At 71.3% G+C, this 26160-nt stretch carries 23 protein-coding genes; 9 read left to right on the top strand and 14 right to left on the bottom strand.

Annotated elements, in window-relative coordinates:
* Nucleotides 1-68: 68 nt before the first annotated feature.
* The 8 genes from V1457_RS30000 to V1457_RS29965 are packed head-to-tail and all read right to left on the bottom strand — an operon-like array spanning nucleotide 69 to nucleotide 10365.
* Entirely contained in the window at nucleotides 69-1676 is a 1608-nt protein-coding gene (locus tag V1457_RS30000; protein WP_338598615.1) for a class I adenylate-forming enzyme family protein, read from the bottom strand.
* Complete coding sequence (locus V1457_RS29995; RefSeq protein WP_338598612.1) at nucleotides 1673-3274, bottom strand: CoA transferase; 1602 nt, start codon at nucleotides 3272-3274, stop codon at nucleotides 1673-1675. The genes V1457_RS30000 and V1457_RS29995 overlap by 4 nt, the downstream gene beginning before the upstream one ends.
* Nucleotides 3271-4059, bottom strand: a complete 789-nt coding sequence (locus V1457_RS29990) for a methyltransferase (protein WP_338598610.1) — start codon at nucleotides 4057-4059, stop codon at nucleotides 3271-3273. The genes V1457_RS29995 and V1457_RS29990 overlap by 4 nt, the downstream gene beginning before the upstream one ends.
* Nucleotides 4060-4061: 2 nt before the next feature.
* On the bottom strand, nucleotides 4062-5654 hold the full coding sequence (locus tag V1457_RS29985; protein ID WP_338605168.1) for an AMP-binding protein: 1593 nt from the start codon (nucleotides 5652-5654) through the stop codon (nucleotides 4062-4064).
* A 52-nt stretch (nucleotides 5655-5706) separates the two neighbouring features.
* Nucleotides 5707-7056 carry an FAD-dependent oxidoreductase gene (locus tag V1457_RS29980; RefSeq protein WP_338598608.1) on the bottom strand — a complete coding sequence of 450 codons (1350 nt, stop codon included), beginning with the start codon at nucleotides 7054-7056 and terminating at the stop codon, nucleotides 5707-5709.
* Complete coding sequence (locus tag V1457_RS29975; RefSeq protein WP_200071957.1) at nucleotides 7053-8009, bottom strand: UbiA family prenyltransferase; 957 nt, start codon at nucleotides 8007-8009, stop codon at nucleotides 7053-7055. Before V1457_RS29975 ends, V1457_RS29980 begins: the two co-directional genes overlap by 4 nt.
* The gene (locus tag V1457_RS29970) at nucleotides 8006-9142 is read right to left on the bottom strand and encodes a DegT/DnrJ/EryC1/StrS family aminotransferase (RefSeq protein ID WP_338598606.1); all 1137 of its coding nucleotides are present in this window, start codon (nucleotides 9140-9142) and stop codon (nucleotides 8006-8008) included. Before V1457_RS29970 ends, V1457_RS29975 begins: the two co-directional genes overlap by 4 nt.
* Nucleotides 9139-10365, bottom strand: a complete 1227-nt coding sequence (locus tag V1457_RS29965) for a DegT/DnrJ/EryC1/StrS family aminotransferase (protein ID WP_374220960.1) — start codon at nucleotides 10363-10365, stop codon at nucleotides 9139-9141. Before V1457_RS29965 ends, V1457_RS29970 begins: the two co-directional genes overlap by 4 nt.
* 470 nt (nucleotides 10366-10835) lie before the next feature.
* On the opposite strand from V1457_RS29965, the gene V1457_RS29960 reads away from it, so the two are divergent.
* The 6 genes from V1457_RS29960 to V1457_RS29935 are packed head-to-tail and all read left to right on the top strand — an operon-like array spanning nucleotide 10836 to nucleotide 16589.
* Complete coding sequence (locus tag V1457_RS29960; RefSeq protein WP_200071959.1) at nucleotides 10836-11852, top strand: Gfo/Idh/MocA family oxidoreductase; 1017 nt, start codon at nucleotides 10836-10838, stop codon at nucleotides 11850-11852.
* On the top strand, nucleotides 11842-12720 hold the full coding sequence (locus V1457_RS29955; protein ID WP_338598604.1) for a sugar phosphate isomerase/epimerase family protein: 879 nt from the start codon (nucleotides 11842-11844) through the stop codon (nucleotides 12718-12720). Before V1457_RS29960 ends, V1457_RS29955 begins: the two co-directional genes overlap by 11 nt.
* Nucleotides 12717-14066: a M20/M25/M40 family metallo-hydrolase gene (locus V1457_RS29950; RefSeq protein ID WP_200071961.1), complete on the top strand. Its 1350-nt coding sequence runs from the start codon at nucleotides 12717-12719 to the stop codon at nucleotides 14064-14066. The genes V1457_RS29955 and V1457_RS29950 overlap by 4 nt, the downstream gene beginning before the upstream one ends.
* Nucleotides 14063-15166 (top strand): Ldh family oxidoreductase, encoded by a 1104-nt coding sequence (locus V1457_RS29945; protein ID WP_200071962.1) that lies wholly within the window; start codon nucleotides 14063-14065, stop codon nucleotides 15164-15166. Before V1457_RS29950 ends, V1457_RS29945 begins: the two co-directional genes overlap by 4 nt.
* The gene (locus V1457_RS29940; RefSeq protein WP_200071963.1) at nucleotides 15160-16143 is read left to right on the top strand and encodes a Gfo/Idh/MocA family protein; all 984 of its coding nucleotides are present in this window, start codon (nucleotides 15160-15162) and stop codon (nucleotides 16141-16143) included. The genes V1457_RS29945 and V1457_RS29940 overlap by 7 nt, the downstream gene beginning before the upstream one ends.
* The gene (locus V1457_RS29935) at nucleotides 16140-16589 is read left to right on the top strand and encodes a DUF6917 domain-containing protein (RefSeq protein ID WP_338598600.1); all 450 of its coding nucleotides are present in this window, start codon (nucleotides 16140-16142) and stop codon (nucleotides 16587-16589) included. The genes V1457_RS29940 and V1457_RS29935 overlap by 4 nt, the downstream gene beginning before the upstream one ends.
* Before the next feature lie 93 nt (nucleotides 16590-16682).
* Here V1457_RS29935 and V1457_RS29930 read toward each other — a convergent pair whose 3' ends face one another.
* From V1457_RS29930 to V1457_RS29920, 3 genes are all read right to left on the bottom strand, one after another.
* Complete coding sequence (locus V1457_RS29930) at nucleotides 16683-17216, bottom strand: EF-hand domain-containing protein (RefSeq protein WP_338598598.1); 534 nt, start codon at nucleotides 17214-17216, stop codon at nucleotides 16683-16685.
* Nucleotides 17217-17335: 119 nt separating this feature from the next.
* Nucleotides 17336-18634: a nucleotide sugar dehydrogenase gene (locus V1457_RS29925; RefSeq protein ID WP_200071966.1), complete on the bottom strand. Its 1299-nt coding sequence runs from the start codon at nucleotides 18632-18634 to the stop codon at nucleotides 17336-17338.
* Nucleotides 18631-18930, bottom strand: a complete 300-nt coding sequence (locus V1457_RS29920; protein WP_200071967.1) for a hypothetical protein — start codon at nucleotides 18928-18930, stop codon at nucleotides 18631-18633. Before V1457_RS29920 ends, V1457_RS29925 begins: the two co-directional genes overlap by 4 nt.
* 942 nt (nucleotides 18931-19872) lie before the next feature.
* Between V1457_RS29920 and V1457_RS29915 the strand changes: the two genes are divergently transcribed.
* Nucleotides 19873-20472 (top strand): EF-hand domain-containing protein, encoded by a 600-nt coding sequence (locus V1457_RS29915; protein ID WP_200071968.1) that lies wholly within the window; start codon nucleotides 19873-19875, stop codon nucleotides 20470-20472.
* On the opposite strand, the gene V1457_RS29910 is transcribed toward V1457_RS29915, so the two are convergent.
* Genes V1457_RS29910 through paaI form a run of 3 tightly spaced genes read right to left on the bottom strand, consistent with a single transcriptional unit; the run spans nucleotide 20435 to nucleotide 22799 of the window.
* Nucleotides 20435-21034, bottom strand: a complete 600-nt coding sequence (locus V1457_RS29910; protein WP_200071969.1) for a TetR/AcrR family transcriptional regulator — start codon at nucleotides 21032-21034, stop codon at nucleotides 20435-20437. The two genes, V1457_RS29915 and V1457_RS29910, sit on opposite strands and share 38 nt — an antisense overlap.
* Nucleotides 21034-22371 carry a phenylacetate--CoA ligase PaaK gene (gene paaK, locus V1457_RS29905; RefSeq protein WP_200071970.1) on the bottom strand — a complete coding sequence of 446 codons (1338 nt, stop codon included), beginning with the start codon at nucleotides 22369-22371 and terminating at the stop codon, nucleotides 21034-21036. The genes V1457_RS29910 and paaK overlap by 1 nt, the downstream gene beginning before the upstream one ends.
* Nucleotides 22372-22418: 47 nt before the next feature.
* Complete coding sequence (gene paaI / locus V1457_RS29900; RefSeq protein ID WP_200072138.1) at nucleotides 22419-22799, bottom strand: hydroxyphenylacetyl-CoA thioesterase PaaI; 381 nt, start codon at nucleotides 22797-22799, stop codon at nucleotides 22419-22421.
* Nucleotides 22800-23092: 293 nt separating this feature from the next.
* Between paaI and V1457_RS29895 the strand changes: the two genes are divergently transcribed.
* The gene (locus V1457_RS29895) at nucleotides 23093-23950 is read left to right on the top strand and encodes a 3-hydroxyacyl-CoA dehydrogenase family protein (protein WP_255520918.1); all 858 of its coding nucleotides are present in this window, start codon (nucleotides 23093-23095) and stop codon (nucleotides 23948-23950) included.
* Between the two features lie 87 nt (nucleotides 23951-24037).
* Complete coding sequence (paaZ, locus tag V1457_RS29890) at nucleotides 24038-26065, top strand: phenylacetic acid degradation bifunctional protein PaaZ (RefSeq protein ID WP_338598593.1); 2028 nt, start codon at nucleotides 24038-24040, stop codon at nucleotides 26063-26065.
* Nucleotides 26066-26160: the final 95 nt, after the last annotated feature.

Here is a 26160-nt window from a genome sequence, read left to right as displayed (position 1 = left end):
CGAACGATCTCCGCGCGATCCCGGCTGATCGAGTGGCGTGCCCGCGGTTCCGAGGCGAGCGCGGCGAATCACGGAACCGGCACCGCCCGGTGCACCGCGATCGCGGTGACCGTGCGGCGGCAGACCTTGCCGGTGGGGGCCAGCGGCAACTCCGGGAGCACCACCAACGCTTCCGGCAGCTTCCGCCGCTCCAGCCCCCGGGCCTGCAGGAACGCGGTGAGCGCGGGCAGCTGCAGTTCGGCCGAGCCTGCGGCGAGGCTCACGCACGCGCACAACCGTTCACCCAGGTCGTCGTCCGGCACGGCGACGCAGGCGACGTCGACGATCGCCGGGTGCGCGCGGATCTCCAGCTCCACCTCGGCCGGGCTGATGTTGTGGCCGCCGCGGACCACGACCTGCTTGAGCCGGCCCAGCACGTGCAGCCTGCCCTGCCCGTCGAGGACGCCCCGGTCGCCGCTGCGCACCCACCCGTCGCGGGTGCGGTAGCGGGCGTCGAGGTCGGGTGCGGCGACGTAGCTCAGCGGGGTCATCGGCCCGCGCGCGCAGATCTCACCCGGCTCGCCCGGCGGCAGCGGGCGACCGTCCGGGGCGATGATCCGCAGCTGCGCGACCGCCGGATCGGGCAGGCCCGCGCTGCCGTCGAGGCCGGTGCGCGCGGTGTGGCAGTTGATGCCGTCCGAGGAGCCGTAGACGCTGATCACGCGGGCTCGCAGGCGTCGCGCGCACGCGTCGGCGGTGACTTCCGAAAGCGGCGCCGAGCTGGAAACGACGGTGCGCAGGCACGTGTTGTCCTCGTCCGGGCCCGGCGGGTGCTCGGCCAGGCGGCGCAGCATGGTCGGTACGCCGAACAAGTGCGTCGGACGGTGCTCGCGCACCAGCCGCAGCGCGGTCACCGGGTCGAAGCGGTCCATGAGCACCAGCGTCGAGCCGAGCGCTGCGATGCTCACGTGCGTCGCGCAGGAACCGTACGAGGAGGACAGCGGCATCATCATCAACGCGCGGACCGGGTCGGAGCCGTCGTGCAGCGCCCGGACGTAGTTGGCGCGGCCACCGGCCATCGCGTCGTGCGAGTACGCGATCATCTTCGGTTCGGCTTCGGACCCGGAGGTGACCAGGATCCGGACCGGTGCCTCGGAATCGATCGCGGGCGGTTGCCAGGCACCGGCGGGTGCGGTGTCCAGCGACCTCGGGCCGTCCTCGCCCGCGCCGAAGGTCCGCAGCACCCGCAGGTCCGGCAGGCAGGTGGTTCCGTCGGCGTCCGAAGTGGACCCGAACACGGCCGCTGCGGCGCGGGATTTCCCGAGCAGTGCCGCGGTGTCGCGGATTCCGCGGCCCGCGGGGTAGGGCAGCGCCACCGCGCCGATCGCGGCGACCGCGAGTTCGGTCACCACTGCGCGCCAGCCGTTGGGCAGCCGGATGCCGACGATGTCGCGGTCCCGCACGCCCGCGGCCGTCAGCGCCGAGGCGATGCGGCGCACTTCCCGGTCCAGCGCGGCGTAGTCGAGGGTGCGCTCGTCGTCGATGACCGCTTCGCGCCGCGGGTGTGCGTCGACCCGCGCGCGGAACAGCGTGTAGAGGTCGCGGCCGGGGCAGTGGCCATCGCGGACCCACCGGCGGCGTGCTTCGGGCGGTACGAGGTCGCGGATCTCCGTGCCGCTGCGCGATGTCCAGGTCACGAGAACTCCCAGGGGGTGCGGACGTAGGTGTGGCCGTCGTGGCCGAGCGCGTGGCGGAATCGTGGATCGGCCGCGAGTTCCGCGAGATCCGTGCACACCGGCGCCACGGGCGGACCTGCATCGGCGCAGCGGGAAACCAGTGCTTCCGTCGGCATCTCCCGCCGGTCCGCGAAGTCCGAGGTGGATCCTTCGGGGAGCACGGAGAAACCATCTCGGGTCCGATGCAGACGACGATCGGTGCGGTGCCGCGGCACGACTCCGGCCGCGGACAGCAGCGAAGTGTCCACTCTGGACCCTGAGCCGGTGCGCAGCCGCCGCAGCAGTGCGGCCAGCACTCCCTGCGCGCACACCAGGCCACCCAGCACGTCGGTCAGCGTCATCAACGACGGCGCCGCCGGTTTCGAGATCGCGGCGGCCAGGCCGCTGTGGGCTTGCACCAGGAAATCCGTGCCGAGCGGTGGATCCGTGCCCATCGCCGAGCCCCATCCGGAGGCCCACGCGTAGACGAGCCCGGGGCTGCTGCTCGCGAGGTCTTGCGCGTCGAGCCCGAGCTGCGCTGCTTTTCCGGGAGCCCAGTTGTGCAAGAACACGTCCGCCTCCGCGACGAGCTCGCGCAGCCCGCGGCATCCGCCCGGAGTCTTCAGGTCCAGTTCGACCACGCGCTTTCCGGCGTTCAACGCCAAGTACCGGGCGGATCGATCGCGCACCATCGGCGGAACCCCGCGCATCGGATCGCCGCCCGGTGGCTCGATGCGCACCACGTCCGCGCCCAGCATCCGCAGCACGTGCCCGGCGGCCGGTCCCTGCACCCGGCGGGTCGACTCGACCACCACGATCCCGTCGAGCGGCAAGGCACCGGGAGGTGGCAACCGATGAGGCTGCGATCCCGGCAGGTGGGTGAGCGTGCAGGCAGGCAGATCCATCGGGCCGGTGGGTTCGTCGCGGACCGGGAGCACGCTGATCCCCGTTTTCCCGGCAGCCGTGCGGATTTCGGCGTGCGTGGCGGCACCCACGGCATCGTGCAGTGCCGCGGGAAGGCCGCAGGTGGCGGTGGCGAAGCGTTGCTGGAACGGCCACCAGCCTCGGGCGATCGCGGAGTCCGCGGCGCCGAGTGCGCGCCAGAACCGCTGCCAGGCCTCGGCGTTGAGCGTCTCCACCTCGATTCGCACACCGTCCGCTGTCGTGAACGGAGGGCGCAGACCGGCCCGAACCTCCTCGGGCGGGTCGTCTGCCGTGGCGGCGGCCAGGTATTGCTGCACGCTCAGCAGCGCCGCTTGCGCGACGGAAGTGCGCACCGAGTTCACCCGAGCGCCGCGTGCCCGGGCGATCGCGGCGGCCAGAACTCCTTGTGCGGCAAGGACTCCGGCCACGGTCGAGGCGTAGTCGACCGCCAGCGGCACCGGGCGTCCCGCGGCACGGCCATGCACGTGCATGATCCCGCAGGCGGCTTGCACCGATGCTTCGTCGTGCAACGGCAGTTGAACCGGGCCGGACCAATCCACCACGCATTCCACGTCCGGATCGGACAGTCCGAGTGCGTCCAGCTGTCCCGCCGCCACGGCCGACGCGACGTCGGGAGCCGTCGGCGGCGCGCTCATGCGTGCACCTTCCGCCCGTGCACCGAGTACATCACGCTGGACGATGCCCGGAAGTCCGGCGCACGCACCAGATCCCGCAACTCGTCGAGCTCGTCCTCGGACATTCCTGCCGCGAGCAGCCCGTCGCGCAGCTGCCTGGTGTGGTTCGCCAGCAGCTCCAGGTCGGCGGAACCCGGTCGGCGGACCTGGACGTACGGCTGCGGGTCGATGCCGACCAAACCGGCTTCCCGCATCGCCGCCGCGATCCGCCGCCCGCACTTCGGGTCCACACCGGACGAACGCATCACGAATTCCTTGGCGGCGAGGAACTTCTCGTACAGCCGCGCGGCGGGCTCGTCCGGGGCCAGCAGCAGCGGCTCGTACGAGGTGTCGAACTCGTCGACCTGCAACCAGCCGCCCGGTTTCAACATGCGCACCAGCTTGTTCAGCACCTGCTGCCGCTTCGGCAGGTGGCGCAGCACCAAGCGGGCCACGATCAGATCGAAACCGGCCTCCGGCAACGGATCCACGGCCACGTCATGGGTCGCGACGCGCAGCCCCGGGCGCGATTCGAGCGGGCCAGGGCGGATGTCGGTGGCCAGCACCGTCCCGGTCGGAGCGACGCGCTCGGCCAGCCACAGCGCGATACTGCCGCCGCCGCAGCCCACGTCCAGGCAGTCCCAACCGTCGGTGACACCGGTCGAGGCGAGGCGGTCCGAGGTCATCGGGTCGTGCGCCCGCGCCAGCAGCCGATGCTGCTCGGTGCGGTGCTGTTCGCCGAAGACGTAGGACTCCGAGATCGTCATCGCTAGGTCCACCTGCCCGAACCGGCCGTGTCGGTGCTGCCGGTGAGCTGTTCGAGCAGTTCCAGCCTGCGCACCTTGCCGGTGCCGGTGCGCGGAACGCGGTCCCAGGTCAACGCGACCGGCTCCTGCATCGGCGGCAGGCCACGGGTCGCACGCCGCCACGCGGCGCCGGAAAGCCGTCCGTCCACGGTGACCACCACGGGAAGCGGCGGTGCGTCGGGCCTGCCGAGCACGACGCACTCCTGCGCGACCGGTAGCCGGTCCTCCAGCACGTCTTCGGTTTCCAGGCAGCTCAGCTCCGGAACCCGGTCGACCTCCCGATCCAGCAGCAGCACGGACCCGGTGCGGGTGCGCATCCCGATGTCGCCGGTGTTCCACCAGTCGCCGTGCCGCTTCGCGGCCCAGCGCCCGGATTCCCCCGCGTAGTCCTGGCAGCGGGCTGCGGTGCGCGCCAGCACGAGGCCGGGCCGCCCGCGCCGCACCGGCTCGAAGGTGTCCGGGTCGACAACACGCAGCCGCGTCTTGAACGGAACCGGCCTGCCCACGTCCCGGGTCTTGCCGCAGCCCGGGGAATCGTGCAGCGAACGGCGGGTGTGGAACCGGAACGTCAACGGTCCCGTCTCCGTCTGCCCCCACCCCTGCATCCACACCGGACCACGTCGCGCGGTCGCACCGAGGTAGGCGCGGATGGTCGGCGGGTGCACCGCGTCGTAAGTGCTGATGAACAACCGTGTCCTGCGGAACGGGTTGTCCAATCGGTCGGTCAGCGGGCGGAAGCGGACGTAGGTCGAGGGCAGCGCCTCGACGATGGTCGGCGGATGCGCGCGCAGCAGCGGGTCCGCGCGGTCCGGGTCCTGGTCGCCGAGCACCACGAGCTCGCGCGGCGCCATGCTCATCACCACCCCGGTCCAGCAGAACGTGCGCCCGTGGGCGAAGGAATTGGCGTTGAGCACCGTGTCGTCCCGGCCCACACCGATCTTCGGCAGCGGCATGGCCTCGAACCGCGCCAATTCACCGACGATCGTGCGAGTGGAATGCACCACCAGCTTCGGTACTCCGGTCGTCCCGGAGGTGTGGTTGATGACCAGCGGTGCGTCCCCGTCGCGGCGGCGCGGCGCGGGGGCGTCCTGGCCGTGCAGTTCGGACAAGCTCGCCGTTCCCGGAACCGCCGCGCCCGGATCGTCCCCGTCCAGCACGACGGTGCTGCGGGCGAACGCGACCAAGTCCGTGCCCTGCGCACCGGCGGCCCCGAGCACCGCGGAGGTGCTCACCAGCACCGCCGGTTCGAGCCGTTTGAGCAACAACTCCACCGAATCCGGCGGCAGCTGCGCGGAAAGCTGCGCGGGAACGGCACCCAGCCGGATCGCCGCGCAGGCCAGCAGGTCGTAGTCCCAGTGGTTCTCCTTGACGATCGCCACCCGATCGCCGCGGCCCGCCCCGGCGGCCGCCAGCCAGCCCGCGGCCTGCCGCACCAGGACGGCCAGGTCCGGGGCTTCGTAGCAGGTACCGCCCTGCGGTGCGATGTCGAACGGGCGGTCCAGGTGCACCCGCGGTGAGTCGCGCCGGTCCGCGCACTCGTCGAAGAGAACACCCATGTCGTGCGGTTTCAACGCCAGTTCCTTTCCGGGAGTGCGGGATGGATCGCGGTCAGGCTCGTTGCGGCGCAACGGTTTGCGGCCGGCCGCGCAGGCGGCTCAAGGTGCGGGAGGCGGCGAGCGCACCGGCGCGCACCGCCCCTTCGGACGCCGGACGTTGCATCACCCAGTCCCCGGCGTAATCGACGGAACGGAGCGGGCGTGCCATGAACCGCGGCCGCCGGTGCAGCGCCGCCGGAGCGGCCTCCGGCAGGCCGTGCCGGTACCGGTGCACGAAGTTGCGCCGGTTCGCGGCGGGCAGTTCGGGCAGGTAGCGCGCGGCCGCGTGCGTCAGCCGCGCCACGACGACGTCGTCGGGAGCGTCCACAAGGGAGTGCGTGAGGTCGGCGGCGGGCATCAGCGTCAGCAGGCCCTTGCCCGCCGGTGCCCGTCCCGGATGCTTCTGGTGGTCGAAGAGGATCGCGGACAGCACGTCCTCCTCGACCTCCGGAGTCAGCAGCGCGTACGCACGCGCGCCCGCGGGCGCCAGCGGCCGGTCCAGCAGGCAGCTCACCTTCAGCGCGGGCCGGAACGTGCAGGCCGAGAGGTAGGCAGACTCGTCCTCCGGCGGGTTCGCGTGCAGCATCGCCGCCACCGGCGCGGGTACGCACAGCAGCACCGAGCGCGCCGTCACGGTGTCCGATGTGGTCAGCAGGGTGGCCGATGCGCGCTCCGCGACGACCTCGTGCACCGCGCAGCCGGTCGCCACGTCCAGGTCGGCCGCCAGCAGGCGCGCCAAGGTGTCCATGCCGTCGCGGTACGTTCGCCAGCTCGACGCGTCGCCGACCGCGAGCAGGAGTCCGATCAGGACAGCCGCCGCGGAGCGCTCCGTGTTCCAGCCGAAGAACGTGCCCGCGACCGGTTGCAGCAGGTAGTCGTGCAGGTCCCGGTGGTAGCGGTGGGCGAACTCGGCGACGGTCGTGCCGCGCAGCGGGGAACGCTCCGGGTGGTCGGTGTCGAACCAAGCGCGGCGCCGCCGCGCCCACAGCTGGAACCGGGCCAGATCCAGCCGAGCCCGCGGCGTCAGACCGGCACCGGTGAGCATGCCGCGCGGTTCGGCGACTCCCGGCCGCGCCAGCCCATCGCGCCACACCGCAACCGGGCCGCCGAGGACCGGGACGTCGTCGAGCCGCACGCCCATCCGGTCCAGCAACCGCCACGTCGCGCGGTATCCGTGCGGCGATATCTGCTCCGCGCCGGTGTCCACCGTGTACCCATCCTGCCGGAACGAGGTGGTGCGACCGCCGACTTGCGGCTCCGATTCGAAGACCCGGACCGCGAGCCCGGCCCGGCGCAGCTCGGTGGCCGCGGCCAGCCCGGCCAATCCCGCGCCGACGACCGCGACGTCCAGATCCGTGCTCATACCGACCCAGCCAGCAGGTTCGCCAGCACCAGCAGCGCCACGCTGGTGCGGTGCACCGAGAATCCGAGCTTGCGGGCGCGCATCGTCTCGCCGCGCCGGAAACCCAGGTGGAACTGACGAGCCCGCAGCGCCGTGGCGGGCAGCATCAGCAGCACGAACCACCCCGGCGCGGCTCCGGTGGCCGAGGCGACCGCGCCGATCAGGAACTCGCCCAGCGAAAGCGCGCCGATGAACGCCACGTTGCCGCGCACCGAGGTCAGCGCGGCCACCGTCCACCGGCCCACGCCCCGGTCGCCATCGACGTCGTTGGTGTTGGAGTACACGCCGAACATCAGCACGCCCATGCCGAACAGCACGGCCTGCGCGCAGAGGAACCCGGAGAACCGGCCGGTCGCCAGCGCGTGCGGCGCCAGCACCAGCACCGCGCCCAGCGCCACCAGGAACGCCTCCTGGAAACCGCGGTAGCTGAGCTTGAGACCGTAGGAGTACTGCAGCGCGAACACCCAAGTCACCGCGATCATCGCGACCGTCCACATCGGAGTGTGCGGGGACACCGCGATCGCAGCGGTCCACAGCAGACCCCCGGCCACGGCGGTGAGCCAGCCGAACCGCAACGCCTCCGGCACCGTCAACGTGCCCGCGACCAGCGGCTTGCGCAGCTTCTTGCGCAGCGGATCGTCCGGCCCGTAGTTGACCAGGTCGCTGCCGTCGCGGAAGCCGGTCACGTCGTCGAACGCGACCAGCGCGACGACCGTGCCGACCTCGCCGAGCAGGAACAGCAGCAGCATCGGCAGCGTCCCCGGCGCCGCGGGCGCCATCAGCACGGCCGAAGCAGCCACCAGGATGCTCAGGTAGTAGTCGTAGATGTCCAGGTTGCCCAGCCGGGTGTAGCTGCGCGCCTTGCTCTCCGGCCGGGTGGCGCGCGTTCCGGCGGACACGGTGGGCAGCGTCATGATTCGGCGATCTCCTGGTGGGCGGCGAACTCGCGTACCGCGTCGGCGACGCGGGCCACGTCGGTGTCGGACAGGTGCGGGTGGATCGGCAGCGCCAGGATCCGGGCGCTGGCGCGTTCGGCGTTCGGCCAGCTCTGCTCCGCAGCGGCGTACGGAGCGAACGCGACCTGACGCGGCAGCGGCAGCGGGTAGTACACGTGCGAGCCGATGCCGCGCGCGGCCAAGTGCTCGCGCAGCCCGTCCCGGTCGTCGGCTTGCAGGCAGTACACGTAGTAGCAGCGGCCGTTGCGCCCGGGCGGCGGTGCCACGACGCCCCGGTCGGCCAGCGCGGCGAACCGCTCGGTGTAGTGCTCGGCGATCTCGGCGCGGCGGCGCAGGCGGTCGGCGAAACCGGCGTGCCGGTGCAGCTGGAACGCCGCCTGGATCTCGTCGAACCGGCTGTTGGTGCCGATCTCCGCGTAGACGAAGCGCTCCCGCTGCCCGTGGTTGCGCAGCAGCCGCACGCGCCTGCCCAGCTCGGCATCGCGGGTGACGACCGCACCGCCCTCACCCGGCATCCCGAACGATTTGACCTGCACGAACGAGAAAACTCCCGCGTCGCCCCAGAGTCCGGCGGGCACGCCGTCGAGCACCGCGCCCTGCGCCACCGCGGAATCCTCCAGCAGCCGCACGCCCCACTTGTCGGCCAGCTCGGCGAACCGGGGCATGTCCGCCATCACGGAGAACATGTGCGCGGGCATGATCGCCTTGGTGCGGTGGTTGATCAGCGGCTCCACGGCGTCCGGGTCGGCCACCATGGTCCGCGGGTCGACGTCCGCGAACACCGGCATCGCTCCCACCGAGACCACGGAGGACGCCAGCGGCGCGCAGCCGAACGCCGGCACGACCACCTCGTCGCCGGGGCCGACGTCCATCGCCCGCAGGACCAGCCCGAGCGCGGCGGTTCCGCTGCCGCAGGCGACCACATCGGACGCACCCAGCGATTCCCGCAGCAATTCCTCGAACGCGGCGGTGTGCTCGCCGAGGATGAACTTCTGCTCCGGCGCGCGCCCGATCTCGCGCAGCAGGTCGAGCAGCACCTTGCGGTCCGCTTCGAACAGATCGGGCGGGAAGAACGGCAGATCCCGGTTCATCGCGCGCTCCTCGCTGTGCAGAACTCGCTAACCGCAGCGCACACCCGGTCCAGTTCCCGGATGGACAGATCCGGGTAGAGCGGAAGGGCGAGCGCGCGTTCCGCCGCAGCTTCGGCGCGGGGAAAATCACCGGGCCGGTGGCCGAGTTCGCGGAAACAGGGCTGCAGGTGCAGCGGAACCGGGTAGTAGGTTTCGGTGCCGATTCCGCGTTCGGTCAGGTGCGCGATCAAATCGTCCCGGCCTTCCACTTCGATCAGGTAGACGTAGAAAACCGCGCCGGAACCCGGTCCGGAGTCGACGACCCGGGGCAGGGCGACGATTCCCGGCAGTCCGGAAAGCCTTTCCCGGTAAGCCGCCGCCAGCCGGGCGCGGCGCGCGATGTCGTCGTCCAGCCGGTTCAGCTTCGCCAGCAGCACCGCGGCCTGGATGTCGTCCATCTTGCTGTTGGTGCCGACCAGCGCGGTCTCGGTGGAGATGCCGGGGAAGTTGTCCACCGTGCGGCCGAACCGGCCGTGGTGGCGCAGCCCGGACACCAGCTCGGCCACCCGGGCGTCGTCGGTGAGCACCGCCCCCGCGTCGCCCAGCGCGCCCAGCGTCTTGGTGGGGAAGAACGACAGCACTCCGCCGAGCCCGTGCAGTCCGGCGTGCACGCCGACCTGGCGCATCCCGATCGCTTCGGCGCTGTCCTCCAGCACCGTGAGGCCGTGCCGCGCGGCGGCGCGGGACAGCGCGCTCATCTGCGCCATCTGGCAGAACAGGTGCGCGGGCAGCACGAATCGGGTGTGCGGACCGGCAACGCGGTCCACTTCGGACGGATCGAGCGCGTAGGTCACCGGGTCGATGTCGGCGAACACCGGGCGCCCCCCGGCCAGCACCACGGAGGTGGCGGTGGACACGAACGAATAGGCGGGCACCACGACCTCGTCACCGGGCTGGAGCCCGGCGGCGCGCAGCAGCAGCACGAGCGCGTCGGTGCCGCTGTTGACGGCGACGGCGAAGCGGGCGCCGGTGTAGTCGGCCAGCCGGCGCTCCAGCTCGGCCACCTGCCTGCCGTGCGAGAACTTGCCGTTGTCGAAGACCTCCTCGACCCGCGCGCTGATCTGCGGCCACAGCCGGTCGAAGGTACGGGCCTGGGTGAAGAAGGGAATCGGCGCGGGACCGGCCGGGGCCGGTAATTCCTCCCGCGCCCCTGCGGAATCCGCGCCGCGGGACACGATGACCACGCTCCTGTGGATTGGGCTCCTGTGGACTGGGCTGCTGCGGACTGGCGCGCTCGAACCGTGCGGTTTTCGAGCCCTTCGGTTTCGAGCTGCGCGTTTCGAGCTGGGGTTTTTCGAGCTGGGGTTTCCAGGGTTTCCGATCCCCGTCCGTTCCGGTGTCGGGTATAGGAGTCATTTGCGCCCGCGGGTCATTCCGGCGGCGGACTCAGGCGGAGATCTTCGGCCGGAGAACCTAGCCGAACGCGCCGATCGGCCGAAAGAACATCCGCCGTTTCCGAGCATCTTTCACTCTTTCCGGTGATCGTCTGCGTGAAGTGCTCCCACCCCGCCCATGGATCCGGAAACGGCAATCCGCTAGTGTCCCCCGCGGCCGCGCACCGAACGGTGCGCTCGCAGGGAAAAGCCATTCCGTGCGGCCATTCCTGCTTGCGTCCACAACGGACGAAAACGGTTCCGAAAAGGACGGAGCACCGATGCTGCACACACTCGTGGCCGGACTCGGCCGCGCGGGAGCCGGACTGCACCTGCGGGTGCTGGCCAAGGCCCGCGCGGCGGCAGGCGAGCTGTTCCAGCCCGGCCCGGTGCTGGCCTGCGACCCCATGGAGCACGCGTGCACCGAGCAGCGCGGGGTCACGGTGGTCGACTCGGTGCGCACCGCCGCCGGCCTCGCCGACCCGAGCCGGACCGCGGTGCACGTCTGCACCCCGCCGGTGCGCAGGCCGGAGCTGCTGCGCGAGCTGGCCGGACTCGGCTACCGGCGGATCATCGTCGAGAAGCCGCTGGCCGCCGACTCGGACGAGTACGCCCAGATCGCCTCGTTGCGCGAGCGGTACGGGCTGAACCTGGCCGTGGTGGCGCACTGGCTCGAGTCCGCGCTGACCACGCGGCTGGCCCGGCTGCTGGCCGGTAGCGGCCGCGGCCGGCTGCGCTCGATCCGATTCGCCCAGCACAAACCCAGGTTCCACCGGTCGCTGGTGACCTCCGGGCATCCGACCGCGTTCGACGTGGAACTGCCGCACTCGCTCGGGGTGGTGCTGCGGCTGGCCGGACCCGCCGGACTCGTTGCCGCCGAGTGCTCCGACATGCGGTGCGGGCACGTGGTCGCGCCGCGGATGGGCGCGGCGGCGATGACCCTGCGCCACGACAGCGGGGTGCTCAGCGAGCTGCGTTCGGACCTGACCGCGCCCGTGCGGGAACGCAGCATCACGCTGGAGTTCGAGCACGGCCGGGTCACCGGGCACTACCCGCTCAGCGATGACGACGACCACGCGCAGCTGGTCGTGGACGGGGCCGAGCCCGAGGTCTTCCCGGACGACGCGCTGACGGCGTTCATGCTCCGCGCCTACCGCGACTTCGCCGCCGGGCGCACCGCCGAGCACTTCGGACTGCACGGGGACGTCGTGCGGCTGATGACCGCGGCGAAGCGGTGCGGCCTGCCGACCGGAGCCGAGGGGACCGGAGCAGAGGGGAGTCGTGCACATGCCGGGTGACCACCTGCTGGCAGGCATCGGTGACGAAGCCGCGGTCGATCTTCCCGGTCAGCTGGCCGCGATCGAGCGCATCGGCTTCGGCGGCATCGAACTGCGCAATGTGGACGGTGCGGCGCTCGGAGACCTCGACGAGCAACGGTTCCGGCGGCTGCGCGCGGCGGTGCGCGATGCCGGGTTGGCGGTGCCGTGCCTGGCTTCCAGGATCGGGAACTGGGCGCGCCCGGTGACCGCGCCGTTCACCGACGACCTGCGCGAGCTGGAGGTGCTGGCGGCGCGGGCCGCCGAGCTGGGCACCCGCTACGTGCGGATCATGTCCTACCCGAACGACGGGCTGCCGGAAGCGGAGTGGCGAGAGCGCGTGCTGGACCGCGTGGCGCGCTTGGCGCAGCGGGCGGACGAGCTGAATGTGGTGCTGCTGCACGAGAATTGCGCGGGATGGGCCGGTCGCGATGCCGGTCGGATGCTGCGGATGCTGGCCGAGGCGGGTGCCTCGCTGCGGTTGTTGTTCGACACCGGCAACGGGATCGAGCACGGGTACGACGCCTGCGCACTGCTCGGGCAGGTCGTGGCGCACGTGGCGCACGTGCACGTCAAAGACGCTGTCGGCAGTGCGGGCAACGCCACCTACGTGCTGCCGGGGACCGGTTCGGCACGGGTCGCGGACTGCTTGCGCCTGCTGCGGGATTCCGGCTACAGCGGGGCGCTGTCGTTGGAACCGCATCTGTCCGCGCGCCCGCACGACGGAGTGGTCGCGGGGGAGTCCGCCGCGGATCGCTTCGTCGAGGCGGGACGGAGCCTGGAAGGTCTGCTGCGGGACTCGATGCCTTGCGCGGCAACACGAATCGCAGGAAGCAGCGGACGCGCATGACCGGCTTGATCTCGGCGCAGGACCGCGAACTGCTGCTGCGCTTGCTGCGCACGCCCACCGTCAATCCCCTGGAACGCAGCGGCGAACCCTCGGACATCGCCCGAGCCCAACGATTTTATGCCGAATCGGCACGGGAATCGGGTCTCCGGGTGGTGCACCACGCCGCTGCGCCATCGAGCGTGCTCGACGCGCCCGGAGTGCCCCGCACCGTCCGGGAAGCCGCCGCCGACGAGAACTTCCTCGCCGGGCAACCGAACCTCGTGCTGCGGCTCGGCCCGCAGCTTCCGCGGGAGTCCACGGTGATGTTCAACGTGCATCTGGACACGGTCGCCGGTCTTGAGCCGGTGTGCTTCGACGGCGAACGCTTTACCGGCCGCGGGTCCATCGACGCGAAAGGTCCCGCGGTCGCGCTGCTGGCGGGCATCCGCGAGGCAGCCCGCACCGAACCGGCGATCGGCCGCGACCTCGGCGTGCTGGTGCAGGCCGTCGCCGGTGAAGAAGGCGGCGCGATGGGAAGTTTCGGCACCAGGCCGCTGGTCGACGCCGGTTTCCTCGGGCGTCTCAACGTCTTCTGCGAACCGACCGGAATGCGCTACCTGACCCGATCCACCGCCTCGGCCACCGCGATGCTGAGCGTCGACGGTGCGGGCGCCATCGACGACCGTCCCGATGCCGGGCACAACGCGACCGTGCTGCTGGGTTTCCTGGCGCAGCACTTGGCGAAAGAGCTCGACCCGCAGGAGCGGCCCGGGAGGTTGTGCGTCGCGGGACTGCACACCGGCGAGCTGCACAACCGGGTTTACGGAAGCGGTGGGCTGCTGCTGAACCTCTCCTACGAGTCGTCGGACGAAGGCGCGGCGGCCGAACGGGACTTGGAGGACTCGCTGCACCGCGGGCTCTCCGAGTTCACCCGGACCTTCGGCGGTACCAGGGAATTCGCCCGCACCGCCGCCGAGGCCGCATCGATCACCGAGCTCCGATGGCTCAAGCGCGGCTTGCCCGCGCTCCGCGGCGGTCACTCGTGGACGGACGAACTGCTCGAACGCGCGGGCGTTCCCGGCTGGCCCGCCGAAGAGTCCGCGTTCACCTGCGACGCCATCTGGATGGCCGAGCGGCCGGGAACCGGCACCGTCGTGCTCGGACCCGGCTCGCTGGAGACCAACAACGCCCACGCCGAAGGCGAATACGCCGAGCTGGCGCAACTGCAGGACTTCGCAGCCGCCGTCGCGGCGCTGCTGAAAAGCGCCGCGGGAACCGCAGCCGAGCGTCCACTCAGGACCGAAGCACCGGCACAACGCACCGAGAGGCATCCCGCGACGGATGCCGGAAAGGGGACCGCCCGATGACAGCGCTCGCGGAGAACGCCGGGCACCAGGTCGCCGTGGACCACACCGCTCTGCTGGAGCTGGTCACCCGCCTGTTCACCGAACGCGGCGTGCCGCAGGCGCGTGCGGCCACCGCCGCTGCCGCGCTCTGCCACGGCGACCTGTGCGGCTACGAGTCGCACGGCATGTTCAACCTCACCAGGCTCTACCTGCCGCAGCTGGCGGCCGGGCGGATCGACCCGGGCGCCGAACCGCAGGTGCTGACCGACCTCGGCGCGTGCGCGGTGGTCGACTCCCGCCGCGCGCTCGGGCTGTGGGCCGCCGCGGACGCCATGGACTCGGCCGCCGACCGGGCGGACGAGCACGGGATCGGGCTGGTCTCGGTGCGCGGCGGCACGCACTTCGGCTGCGCCGGATTCCACGCGGTGCGCGCCGCCGAACGCGGCATGATCGGCATCGTGGCGAGCAACTGCGGCGAGCAGCGGATCGCGCGCCCGCCGCTGGGGGCGCTGAGCATGCTCGGCACCAACCCGCTCAGCGTCGCCGCGCCCGCACTGGAAGGCCACCCGTTCCTGCTGGACATGAGCACGACCGTGGTTCCGACGGGCAAAGTGCGGGTGGCCGCGGCCAACGCCGAGGAAGTACCGGAAGGTTGGCTGGCCGACGACTCCGGCGCAGCGGTGACCGACCCGGCCGCGTTCGACCGGCGCGAAGCGCACCTGCGCTGGCTCGGCGGCGAGCCGGAAACCGGCGCGCACAAAGGATTCGGGCTCGGACTGGTGGTGGAGCTGCTGTCCGCGGCGTTGTCCGGCGCGGGTCTCGGCCCGGCCCCGGAAGCGCTGGCGGGCGACGGTGGCGCGCACGGCCGCGACGACGACATCGGTTTCTTCGTGCTCGCCATCGCGCCGGGAGTGCTGCGCCCGCACGGGGATTTCGCAGGCGACGCCCGCGGACTGTTCAGCACGCTGGTGGAATGCCCGCCGCTGGGCGACGAACCGGTGCGGTACCCGGGCTGGCACGAAGCGGAACGGGCGCGGCAGCGCAAGATCGCGGGCGTGCCGATCCGCGCCGGGGTGTACCGCGAACTGGTCGAGCTGGGACTGGAAGCGGGGACATGTTGAGCGCGCCGCGGCGCGTCGGCGTGGTCGGACTCGGCACGATGGCGCACTACTACCTGGCCGCGGTGCAACGGTCGCCGCACTGGGAACTCGCCGGCGTCTGCGACGTGCACGCCGCCGTTCTGGGCCCGCACCTCTCGCGCGCGACCGGCTACCTCGACCACCGCGACATGTTCCACGCCGCCGACCTCGACGCCGTGATCGTGACCGCGCCCAACGACACGCACGCGCGCGTGTGCCGGGACGCGCTGCGCGCGGAGTTACCGGTGTGCGTGGAAAAACCGCTCGCGATCACCGTCGCGGAAGGCCGCGAGCTGGCCGGGCTCGCCGAGCGGACCACGCTGTTCACCGCGTTCCACCGCCGCTACAACGACAACGTGCTGCGGCTGCTGGCCGGGGCCGAAGGCCGGATCGAGTCGATGACGGTGCGCTACCTCGAACGCATCGAGGAACACCTCGGCGGCGACACCTGGTACCTGGACCCGGTCCGCTGCGGCGGTGGATGCGTCGCCGACAACGGTCCGAACGCGTTCGACCTGGTGCGGTTGTTCCTCGGTGAGGTATCGGTGCGCGACGCAGCCGTGACCCGCGACGAGCACGGCGTGGACCGGCAGGCCGTGGTGCGGCTGCGCTCGGCCACCGGCGTACCGGCCATCGTGGAACTCGACTGGTCGCACCCGGGGGAGACCAAGGACGTCGAGCTGCGGTTCGCGGACGGCAGCGTGCGGCGGGCGGACATGCTCGCCGGGCACGACGGGTTCAAAGCCTCGCTGTGGCACGAGTACGACGGGATCCTGGCCGACTTCGGCGCGGCCATCGACAACGGTCGCTGCGCAGGCGGAAGCAGCGGCGGCGGTAGCGGCCTCAGCAGGGACGGCCTCAGCAGGGACGGCGGGCTGGCCGCGCTGGAACTGGTCGCCGACACCTACCGGGTGCACGACCGGTCCGCCGGTGAGCATGGAAAGGAGTGCATTCGATGAACCTGGAAGAGGACGGCCCCAAGCGGACGCTGCACGCGACGCTGGTGAAGATCCTGCTGCACCGCCGCGAACAACGCGGCATGTCCCTGGAACCGCACGCCAGCCGGTGCGTGCGCCGCGGCGAACTGCACGAGCTGGTCAGCACCGACCACCGGGACGCCGAGCCGGGCGCCCGCATCGACCGGGTGGGGTTCCTCGGATTCGCCGAGTTCGGCTGCGCGGGCGTGCTGGACCGCGGTGACCGGTTCTGGATCGGCGGCGACCTGGTGGGCACCGTGCTCGGGTTCGACGCCTGCCACTTCCCGAACCACTACAACGTCCTCGTGCGCACGGAGCACGTGGTGACCGGGGCCGATTTGCGGTTGCAGCCGGAAACTCCGCTTTCGTTCACCCAGGGCGTGCCGGCGTGCGCCGGTGAATCACAGCTCGCGAGCCTGGTGTCGTAGCGCGCTGCGCGATAGCAGCGGCGATCCGAAGGAAAAGGCCGGTGACCCCGTGGCGAGGTAGGGGGCACCGGCCTTCTCGCGATCGTCGCCTGCTCAGCCCAACAGCTCGATCTCGGACCGTCCGAAGTGGAAGTCGCGGACCGCGGCGAGCAGCTCGTCCACCGAGAGCTCACCGTTGCCGTTCGCGTCGACCTGGGCGAACGTGCCCGATGCCTGCGACCGGTCCACGCCGACCGCGGTCAGCCAGGAGGCGAACTCCGCTCCGTTGATCTGGCCGTCGGCGTTCTTGTCGCACAGGCCCACGATGCCGCGCACCACCGGCCCGAGGACGCCGTCGAAGGCCGTCTCGCCGTCCTCGAACATCATCTTCTGCGCGACGCGCACGAAGTCGTCCTCGGTCAGCGCGCCGTCGGCGCCGACCCCGGCGTTGTCCGCGAGGTAGCCGAACATGGTGGTGAACGCCGAGCGCATGGCCTGCCCTTCCGGGCTGGTCGGCGACTTGCCGAACGCCTGGGCGATCTTCTCGCCCTCCTTCTCCAGGTCGGCGCGCTCCAAGCTGCCGCTGCCGTCGATGTCCCACTTGGCGAAGCGCTTGCGGAGCCGTTCGGTGGCCAGAGCGGTGCTCATAGCACTCTCCTCTCATTCGGGTACTGTCCACTTGCACCGGAGCCGCGGCTCCGGCCCTCACGCGGGATTTGGGGGGCAAATTCCGCGAAAGCCTCGTTCGTCCGCTGCGGCGCAGCGGTTCACAGCAACGTCACCGCGGCTCCGGCCGCCTTTCCGCGGGTGTCCAGCAGCACGCAGCCGGAAGCGGCGAGTTGCACCAGGTCGTAGCAGCGGTGGTCCTGCATCAGGATCGCCAGGTCGGCCGCCCGCAGCGCGGGATTCAGACCGTCCACTTTGGGCACTTCCGTCCCGTCCACGTGCAGCCGGGAGACGTTGGGGTCGTGGAAGGCCACCGACGTGCCGCGGGCCCGCAACCCGCGCGCGACCGGGTACGCCGGTGACTCGCGGGTGTCGGCCACATCCGGCTTGTAGGCCACGCCGAGCAGCAGCACCCGCGCCTCGGCCAATCGCTTGCCCTGGCCCGCCAGCAGCGCCGCGGCCCGGTCCACCACGTGCTCCGGCATCTGCTCGTTGACCGCCCGGGCCGAGGAGAGCGTGCTGAACGAGAAGCCCTCGTCGCGCGCTTTGCTCTCCAGGTACCTCGGGTCGACCGGGATGCAGTGCCCGCCCACCCCGGGGCCGGGCTGGAACGGCGCGAAGCCGAACGGTTTGGTGGACGCGCAGTGCAGCACGTCCCACACGTCGATGCCCACCCGGTCGCAGAACAGCGCCACCTCGTTGACCAGCGCGATGTTCACGTACCGATAGCTGTTCTCCAGCAGCTTGGCCATCTCCGCCTCGCGGGTGCCGCGGGAGACCACCAGGGAATCGACGAACCGCCCGTAGAACGCCACGCCGTGCTTGGCGCACAACGGGGTGCACCCGCTGACCACCTTGGGCGTGTTGATCATGCTGAAGCGCGCGTTGCCCGGGTCGATCCGCTCCGGCGAGTACACCAGGTGGAAGTCGTCCCCGGCGCGCAATCCGCTGCGGTGCTCCAGGATCGGGCGCACCACTTCCTCCGTGGTGCCCGGGTAGCTCGTCGACTCCAGCACCACCAGCGTCCCCGGCCGCAACCGCCCGGCCACCGTGCGCGCGGCCGCGCGCACCGCGGTCAGATCCGGTTCACCTGATGCGGACAGCCCCGTGGGCACGCACAGCACGATCGTGTCGGCGGCGGCGAGCACCGACGGAGCCGTGGTGGCCGTGAAGCCCGCCGCGACCATGTCGGCGACCACGGAATCGGGCACGTCGCCCACGTGCGAGCGTCCGGCGTTGAGACCGTCCGCCACCTCCGCGGAGACGTCCAGCCCGATGGTGCGCACACCCGCCTCGCAGGCTCGCGCGGCCAGCGGGAGTCCCACGTAGCCGAGTCCCACGACCACCAGATCGACCGGCGTCCCAGCGTCACGTCCGTCCGGAGCAGACGGAGGTGTCATGCGGAGAAGCTGCCGCTGCCGGGCGCGACGTGCGAACCGTGACCGGGTTGCACGGTCAGGCTCGGCGTCAGGCAGAACGGGTCGCCGTAGATCTGCACCGGCTCGTTCGTCTGGTTGGTCAGCACGTGCGCGGCCGGCGGCAGCTTGTGGCAGCCCGCCGGGTCGTCGTAGGTGCTCAGCTTCTGGACCTCGGTTTCGAAAACGGTGACTTGGCCGGTGGCTGCGCCGGCCGCTCCGGCGGGCAGCGCGGTCAGCGCGGCGGCGAGCAGGACCGGGGCGGATCGGGAAAGGCGCATGTGGAACTCCTCGTCTTCGGTTTCTTCGATCGAAACTGGTCGCGCGGCGTCCGGCGGCGTCAGTCGCGGAGCACCGGGGACGGCGCGCCTGCCCCGGCCGGGGGCGCAGGGACACCGGTGGCCGAGGTGGATTCGGCGACTCGCGCGGCGGGCCGGTGGCGGCAAGACCGCGCACCGGAGGACGGCGACCCGGCGGGCACCCGGTCGCCGGGCCGGGCCGCCGCCGCTGCGCGCCCCGCTGTCCGCGGGCACGCCCTCGTCCGCGCCGGGTGCAGCGGCCAAGCGCTGCGGCAGGCGCGGACGAAGCCATCGGACGGTCCGGTGATCCGCACCGCGCGGCCGTGTGAGTGCACCGGAATGTGCTTTCGCATCGCGATCCGCACGCTGATCTTCCCCCTCGACGCGCAAATTTTCGGCGAATGGCCGAAGACGTCCGTCGTGCTTTCGGCGTCCGGCGTTGCGCCGACCGTAGCAGCGGGGGAAAGTGCTCAAGAGTGGTTTTCTGGACCGTCTACTTTGGTCATTTGAGTATTCTGACCAGGCGTTCTCGGAACCGTATTACGCTTTCCGGGTAATGCGTCCGCCGAGCCGGTGCGGAACCGGCAGATGGCAAGATCACTCCATGTGGTGAATCTTGGTTCCGAGTTCGGGTGAACCCTCCTTCTCCGATCGCGGAGCGGGTACGGTCGCCGAGGGCCGGACCGGGGCTCGGCGGGCTCGGCGGGCGGCCCCTGCACGCGAAGTCGGAACGGAAATCCCCTTGATTCCCCAGCTTTCCGGCGACCGGAACGCTCGCGGCGTTCGTCGCCGGGCGCAACTTGCTGCGCGCTCGCCGGAAAGCGGCCGACGTGACCGTCCTGTCCTGGCGAAACGTTCGCAGTCGGGTGCGGCGGGGCCGCCGGTGCCGGTTCGCCCAGCGTTGAAGTGAGAAAGGCCAGTTCCATGATGAATGCCGTCATCAGCGACCGACTCAAGGCGCGCTTCGACCGGTGGGACGTCGCCGGCAAAGGGGTGTTGCGGCGCTCGGACTTCGAGCACGAGGCGGATCGGATCGTGCGCGCATTCGGCCGGGGCAGCACCTCGCCGGCCGCCCGGGATCTGCGCAACGCGTTGTGCTGGATGTTCGACGTGGTGGCCGGGGAATCGGGGGCCAGACCGGACGGATCCGTGAACGAGCAACAGTTTCGCAGGGTTTGCGAAGACCTCATCTTCGAGCAGGGCGAAGCCGCGTTCAACCGGATGCTCACGCCGGTGCTGACGGCGGTCATCGGATTGTGCGCGAAGAAGGACGAAGGCCGGATCGACCGCGCCGAATTCGCGAAGTGGTTGTCCGCGCACGGAATGAGCGTGGCCGACGGCGGCGTCGCCTTCGACAAGATCGACCACTACGGCCGCGGTGAGCTGTCGCTGAACCAGATGCTGCAAGCGGTGCGCGACTACCACTACGGCCGGCTGGACATCGAACTCATATCCGGCCGCCCGCGCAGTTTCCCGGCAGGCGGCGCTAGCCGTTCCGGAGTCCATCGAAAGCGATCTTCGTGACGGCCTCGGCGAGCTCCTCGGCGGACAGGCCGGTGCCCGGCCGGTACCACTCGATGACGGAGTTGACCATGCCGAACAGCAACCGGGTGGTCAGCGCCGGATCGAGGTCCGGGCGGATCGCGCCCTCCTGCTCGGCGGCCGCGACCAGGTCGCTGAGGAACCCGTCGATCTCGCGGCGCCGCGCCAGCGCCTGCCGCTCCACCTCGCTGTTGCCGCGCACCCGCAGCAGCACCGTCACGAACGGCTGCTCGTCCACCAGCACCCGCACGCTGCGCCGCAGCACGTGCCGCAGCCGGTCCAGCGCCGGACCGCGTTGCGCCGCGGGCTCGTCGGCCACCGCGAGCAGCGCGTCCAGCGCCCGGTCGACCGTCAGCCGCAGCAGTTCTTCCTTGCCGGAGACGTGGTGGTAGATCGCGGACTTGGTGATGCCGAGGCGGTTCGCCAGCAACTCCATGCTGGTGCCGTCGTAGCCGCGCTCGTGGAACACCGCGGCCGCGGTGCGCAGCACCGAGTCCAGGTCGTACCCGGGGCGGCCGCGGTTGCCGTTCGTGCGGGCCGGCATCACCCCTCCCGGTGATCGAGGACGCGCCGGAGCTTGCCGACCGAGCGTTCCAGCGTGTCCGGGGCGACCACGGCGATCTCGGCGCTGATGCCGACCGCGTCCTTGACCGCCTTGGTCAGCAGCTCCGGAGCCGCGGCCCGCTGCTGCGGGGTGATGTCCTCGTCGGCTTCGACGCGGATCGTCATGTGGTCCATCCGGCCCTTGCGGGTCAAGGTGATCTGGAAGTGCGGGGACAGGCCGTCCGCGCGCAGCACCAGTTCCTCGATCTGGGTGGGGAAGACGTTCACCCCGCGCAGGATGATCAGATCGTCGCTGCGGCCGGTGATCTTCTCCATCCGCCGCAGGTTCGGGCGGGCGGTGCCGGGCAGCAGCCTGGTGAGGTCGCGGGTGCGGTACCGGATGACCGGCAGCGCCTCCTTGGTCAGCGTGGTGAACAGCAGCTCACCGCGCTCGCCCGCGGGCAGCGGATCGCCGAGGACCGGGTCCACCACCTCCGGGTAGAAGTGGTCCTCCCAGATGTGCAGGCCGTCTTTGGTCTCGGCGCATTCGGCGGCGACGCCGGGCCCCATCACCTCGGACAGGCCGTAGATGTCGACCGCGTCGATGTCCACCGCCTGCTCGATCTCGCGGCGCATGTCCTCGGTCCACGGTTCGGCGCCGAAGATGCCGATCTTCAGCGAGGTCTCCCGCGGGTCGATGCCCTGGCGGTGGAATTCGTCGATCAGCGTGAGCATGTAGGAAGGGGTGACCATGATGATCTCGGGCTGGAAGTCCCGGATGATCTGGACCTGCCGGGCGGTCATGCCACCGGATGCGGGCACGACCGCGCAACCGAGCCGTTCCGCGCCGTAGTGCGCGCCGAGCCCGCCGGTGAACAACCCGTACCCGTAGGAAACGTGCACCAGGTGCCCGGGTCGTCCGCCCGCGGCCCGGATGGAGCGGGCCACCGCATCCGCCCACACGTCCAGGTCGCCGCCGGTGTAGCCGACGACGGTGGGCCGCCCGGTGGTACCGCTGGAGGCGTGCACCCGGCGCAGCTGCTCGCGCGGCACCGCGCACATGCCGAACGGGTAGTTCTCGCGCAGGTCGGCTTTGCTGGTGGTGGGGAACTTCGCGAGGTCGGCGAGGCTGCGGCAGTCGTCCGGGTGCACTCCGGCGGCGTCGAATTTGGCGCGGTAGAAGGGAACGTTGCGGTAGGCGTGCTGCAGCGTCCACTTGAGACGTTCGAGTTGCAGGGCGGCGAGCTCGTCGGCGCCGAGCCGCTCGGCGGGGTCGAGCTCACCGGGATCCGGCGCGGAGCCGAAACGTCCGGACGACACCGTTGTCGTGCGAGTCATGCCGTGTGTCCCTTCCCGCGAAGTCCCGTCATTGCTGCGGAACGCCGTCATTCCTTCAGAGTCCGGCTGTGGCCCCGGAACTCGGCGATCACCGGATCGCCGGGAGCGGGTCCGCGGCGCACCGTGATGTCGTAGATCCCGCTGCGCCCGAACCGGGTGCGCTCGGCCGCCTCGGCGTGCAGCACGTCGCCCTCGTAGGCGGCGGCGACGAAGGTGATCTCCGCGCTCGCGGCCACGGTCACCGGCCCGTGGCTGTTGCAGGCGCAGGCGAACGCGGTGTCGGCCAGCAGGAACACGTAGCCGCCGTGGGCCATGCCGTGCCCGTTGACCATGGCCGGGGTGACGGTCATGCGCACCGCGGCGTGCCCGTCGGCGGCCGTCAGCGCCTCGATGCCGAGGGTCTTGCTCGCGTTGTCGTCGTCCAGCATCGCGCGGGTCGCGCTAGCCACCTGCTCGGCCGGATCCACGTGGCCACCGCCTCCTAGTGCTCGGCCGAAGTGCTCGGCCCGAGTGCCGTTGTCCGATACCGCTGTCCGGTGCCCCTGTCCGGTACCGCTGCGCAGCACCGCTGTGCAGGGATTTCCGCGCCGCAGCCTTGCGTACTGACCGAACAGTCGGTTATTAATCTAGAGTGTTGGCCGCGCCGGTCGCGATGTCAACCCGCTGCGGCGGAGGCGTCCGGCGCCGCGCAGCGTCCGTCCGGGCAACGAAGGGGTTCGCGTTGAGCAGCACACCGGAACTGGTCGGGATCCTCGGCGGCGGGCGCATGGGCGCCGGGATAGCCCAGGTGTTCCTGATGCTCGGCACCGAGGTGCACGTGGCCGAAAACGACGACGCCGCGGCCGGGGCCGCGCGGCAGCGCGTCCGGGACGGGCTGGAAGGCGCCGTGCGGCGCGGAAAACTCGACGACGATCCGGAAGCGGTGCTGGCGCGGCTGCACGTCGTGACCGGCATCGGCGAGCTGCCCGCCGAGGCCGACCTCGTCGTGGAGGCGGTTCCGGAGCGACCGGAGCTCAAGCTCGACGTGCTGGCCGCGGCCGAACGCGCCGTTTCCGAGCGGACCGTGCTCGCCAGCAACACCAGCTCGCTGTCCATCGCGGAACTCGCCACCGCGCTGCGGAATCCGCGGCGGTTCCTCGGGATGCACTTCTTCAACCCGGTGCCTGCTTCCAAGCTCGTGGAAGTCGTGGTCGCACCGGAAACCGCCGACGACACGGTGCAGGCCGTCAGCGGGTGGGTGCGCGGGCTCGGCCGCACGGACGTGGTGGTGCGGGATTCGCCGGGTTTCGCCACCAGCAGGCTGGGCGTGGCGCTCGGGCTGGAGGCGATCCGGATGCTGCAGGAGGGCGTGGCCGACGCCGAGTCGATCGACACCGCCGTGGAGCTCGGCTACCGGCACCCGATGGGCCCGCTGCGCTCGACCGACCTGGTGGGGCTGGACGTGCGGCTGGCGGTCGCCGACTACCTGCACGGCACGCTCGGCGAGCGGTTCGCGCCGCCGCAGTTGTTGCGGGACAAGGTCGAGCGCGGCGAGCTGGGCCGCAAATCCGGCCGCGGGTTCCACGAGTGGCCGGATTGACGTTCGTGCGGCGGCGAAAGCGGCTTTAACAACACTTCCATCGGCCGATGAATGCAGTGCCGACCTCGAAGCGTGCGGAGGAAGTTCATGAGTGCGTTGCCCAGTTACGTGCAAGGCCGGTGGCAGGTCCCCGATGATGACGGGGTCGCGGTGCCGGACGCGGTGACCGGCGAGGAGGTCGCCCGCGTCTCGTCAGCAGGCATCGACATGGCCGCGGCGCTGGAGCACGCCCGCGGCACCGGGGGCCCGGCGCTGCGGGCGCTGACGTTCCACCAGCGCGCCGCGCTGCTCAAATCCTTGGCCTCGTACCTGCGCGAACACCGCGAGGAGCTCTACGAGCTGTCCGCGCGGACCGGTGCCACGCTCGGCGACGCGAAGTTCGACGTGGACGGCGGCATCGGAGTGCTGTTCACCTACTCCAGCAAGGGCCGCCGGGAGCTGCCGAACGACACCGTGCACGTCGAAGACCCGCTGGAACCGCTCGGCAAGGGCGGCACGTTCCTCGGCAGGCACGTGCACACGCCGCTGCGGGGCGTCGCGGTGCAGATCAACGCGTTCAACTTCCCGGTGTGGGGGCCGTTGGAGAAGCTGGCCCCGGCGTTCCTGGCGGGCGTGCCGAGCTTGATCAAACCGGCGAGCCAGACCGCCTACCTGACCCACCGGCTGGTCGAGCTGATCATCGAATCCGGGCTGCTGCCGGAAGGTTCGGTGTCGCTGGTGTGCGGCGGGGCCGGGGACCTGCTGGAGCACTTGGGTGATCAGGACCTGCTGTCGTTCACCGGCTCGGCCTCGACCGCGCAGCGGCTGCGCGCGCACCCGGCGGTGGTCTCCCGCGCGGTGCGGTTCAACGCGGAAGCGGACTCGCTGAACTGCTCGATCCTGGGGCCGGACGCGACCCCGGAGACCGCCGAGTTCGACCTCTACGTCAAGCAGCTGGTCACCGAGATGACGGTGAAGGCGGGCCAGAAGTGCACCGCGATCCGCCGCGCGCTGGTGCCGTCGAACCTGGTGGACGACGTGGTGGCGGCCGCGGGCGAGAAGCTGGCGAAGGTCACCGTCGGCGCCCCGGACGCCGAGGGCGTGCGGATGGGCGCGCTGGCGAGCCTGGAGCAGCGCGAGGAGGTGCGGCGCTCGCTGAAGTCCCTGCTGGCCGCTGGTCGGCTGGTCTACGGCGGCCCGGACGAGTCCCAGCCCGTCGGCGCGGACGCCGCGAACGGCGCGTTCATCTCGCCGATGCTGCTGCGCTGCGACGACCCGGAACGCCCCGAACCGCACGAGGTCGAGGCGTTCGGCCCGGTGAGCACGATCCTGCCTTACGACGGCGTCGAGCAGGCCGTTGACCTGGCGCGGCGCGGGCAGGGCAGCCTGGTGGGCTCGGTGGTCACCGCCGACGCCGAGTTCGCCCGTGAAGTGGTGCTCGGCGCGGCTTCCCGGCACGGGCGGCTGCTGGTGCTGAACCGGTACGACGCCAAGGAATCCACCGGACACGGCTCCCCGCTGCCGCAGCTCGTGCACGGCGGCCCGGGCCGCGCGGGCGGGGGCGAGGAGCTCGGGGGCATCCGCGGCGTGCTGCACCACATGCAACGCACGGCGGTGCAGGCCGATCCGGACACCATGACGGCCGTGACCGGCCAGTGGACGCCGGGCAGTGCGCGCAGCGAGACCGAGGTGCACCCGTTCCGCAAACACCTGGCGGAGCTGCGCATCGGCGACACCGTGGTGTCCGGGCCGCGCGCGGTGACGCTGCAGGACGTCGAGCACTTCGCGGAGTTCACCGGCGACACCTTCTACGCGCACACCGACGACGAAGCGGCCCGCGCGAACCCGTTCTTCGACGGGCGGGTGGCGCACGGCTACTTGGTGGTGTCGTTCGCGGCGGGGTTGTTCGTCTCGCCCGAGCCAGGGCCGGTGCTGGCCAACTACGGGCTGGAGAACCTGCGGTTCCTCACGCCGACTTACCCGGGCGACGAGATCACGGTGACGCTGACGGCCAAGCGGATCACTCCGCGCCATGGCGGCGACTACGGCGAGGTGTGCTGGGACGCGGACGTGACCAACCAGGACGGCGAGTCCGTCGCCAAGTACGACGTGCTGACCCTGGTCGCCAAGGGTTGATCCGGCGGGTGCGGCGCTCGGGGCTTGCGCCCGGGTGCCGCACCGCGGGAAACTAATTACTGACCGATTGGTCGGTTTCAGCAGCGGTCGGCCGC

It is taken from the genome of Saccharopolyspora sp. SCSIO 74807 (assembly GCF_037023755.1).
Lineage (GTDB): Bacteria > Actinomycetota > Actinomycetes > Mycobacteriales > Pseudonocardiaceae > Saccharopolyspora_C > Saccharopolyspora_C galaxeae.
The sequence above is the reverse complement of the archived record's forward strand: the minus strand, read 5'-3'. Positions and strand labels throughout refer to the sequence as shown.

Excerpts from the sequence above, each read along its gene's own strand:
- paaK (WP_200071970.1), bottom strand. The coding sequence starts at position 22,371 with ATGACTCGCACGACAACGGTGTCGTCCGGACGTTTCGGCTCCGCGCCG.
- V1457_RS29960 (WP_200071959.1), top strand. The coding sequence starts at position 10,836 with ATGCTGCACACACTCGTGGCCGGACTCGGCCGCGCGGGAGCCGGACTG.
- V1457_RS29915 (WP_200071968.1), top strand. The coding sequence starts at position 19,873 with ATGATGAATGCCGTCATCAGCGACCGACTCAAGGCGCGCTTCGACCGG.
- V1457_RS29995 (WP_338598612.1), bottom strand. The coding sequence starts at position 3,274 with ATGAGCGCGCCGCCGACGGCTCCCGACGTCGCGTCGGCCGTGGCGGCG.
- V1457_RS29910 (WP_200071969.1), bottom strand. The coding sequence starts at position 21,034 with ATGCCGGCCCGCACGAACGGCAACCGCGGCCGCCCCGGGTACGACCTG.
- V1457_RS29975 (WP_200071957.1), bottom strand. The coding sequence starts at position 8,009 with ATGACGCTGCCCACCGTGTCCGCCGGAACGCGCGCCACCCGGCCGGAG.
- V1457_RS29985 (WP_338605168.1), bottom strand. The coding sequence starts at position 5,654 with ATGGGTGTTCTCTTCGACGAGTGCGCGGACCGGCGCGACTCACCGCGG.
- V1457_RS29970 (WP_338598606.1), bottom strand. The coding sequence starts at position 9,142 with ATGAACCGGGATCTGCCGTTCTTCCCGCCCGATCTGTTCGAAGCGGAC.
- V1457_RS29945 (WP_200071962.1), top strand. The coding sequence starts at position 14,063 with ATGACAGCGCTCGCGGAGAACGCCGGGCACCAGGTCGCCGTGGACCAC.
- V1457_RS29940 (WP_200071963.1), top strand. The coding sequence starts at position 15,160 with ATGTTGAGCGCGCCGCGGCGCGTCGGCGTGGTCGGACTCGGCACGATG.
- V1457_RS29950 (WP_200071961.1), top strand. The coding sequence starts at position 12,717 with ATGACCGGCTTGATCTCGGCGCAGGACCGCGAACTGCTGCTGCGCTTG.
- paaZ (WP_338598593.1), top strand. The coding sequence starts at position 24,038 with ATGAGTGCGTTGCCCAGTTACGTGCAAGGCCGGTGGCAGGTCCCCGAT.
- V1457_RS29955 (WP_338598604.1), top strand. The coding sequence starts at position 11,842 with ATGCCGGGTGACCACCTGCTGGCAGGCATCGGTGACGAAGCCGCGGTC.
- V1457_RS29925 (WP_200071966.1), bottom strand. The coding sequence starts at position 18,634 with ATGACACCTCCGTCTGCTCCGGACGGACGTGACGCTGGGACGCCGGTC.
- V1457_RS29980 (WP_338598608.1), bottom strand. The coding sequence starts at position 7,056 with ATGAGCACGGATCTGGACGTCGCGGTCGTCGGCGCGGGATTGGCCGGG.
- paaI (WP_200072138.1), bottom strand. The coding sequence starts at position 22,799 with ATGCTGGACGACGACAACGCGAGCAAGACCCTCGGCATCGAGGCGCTG.
- V1457_RS29990 (WP_338598610.1), bottom strand. The coding sequence starts at position 4,059 with ATGACGATCTCGGAGTCCTACGTCTTCGGCGAACAGCACCGCACCGAG.
- V1457_RS29935 (WP_338598600.1), top strand. The coding sequence starts at position 16,140 with ATGAACCTGGAAGAGGACGGCCCCAAGCGGACGCTGCACGCGACGCTG.
- V1457_RS29930 (WP_338598598.1), bottom strand. The coding sequence starts at position 17,216 with ATGAGCACCGCTCTGGCCACCGAACGGCTCCGCAAGCGCTTCGCCAAG.
- V1457_RS29920 (WP_200071967.1), bottom strand. The coding sequence starts at position 18,930 with ATGCGCCTTTCCCGATCCGCCCCGGTCCTGCTCGCCGCCGCGCTGACC.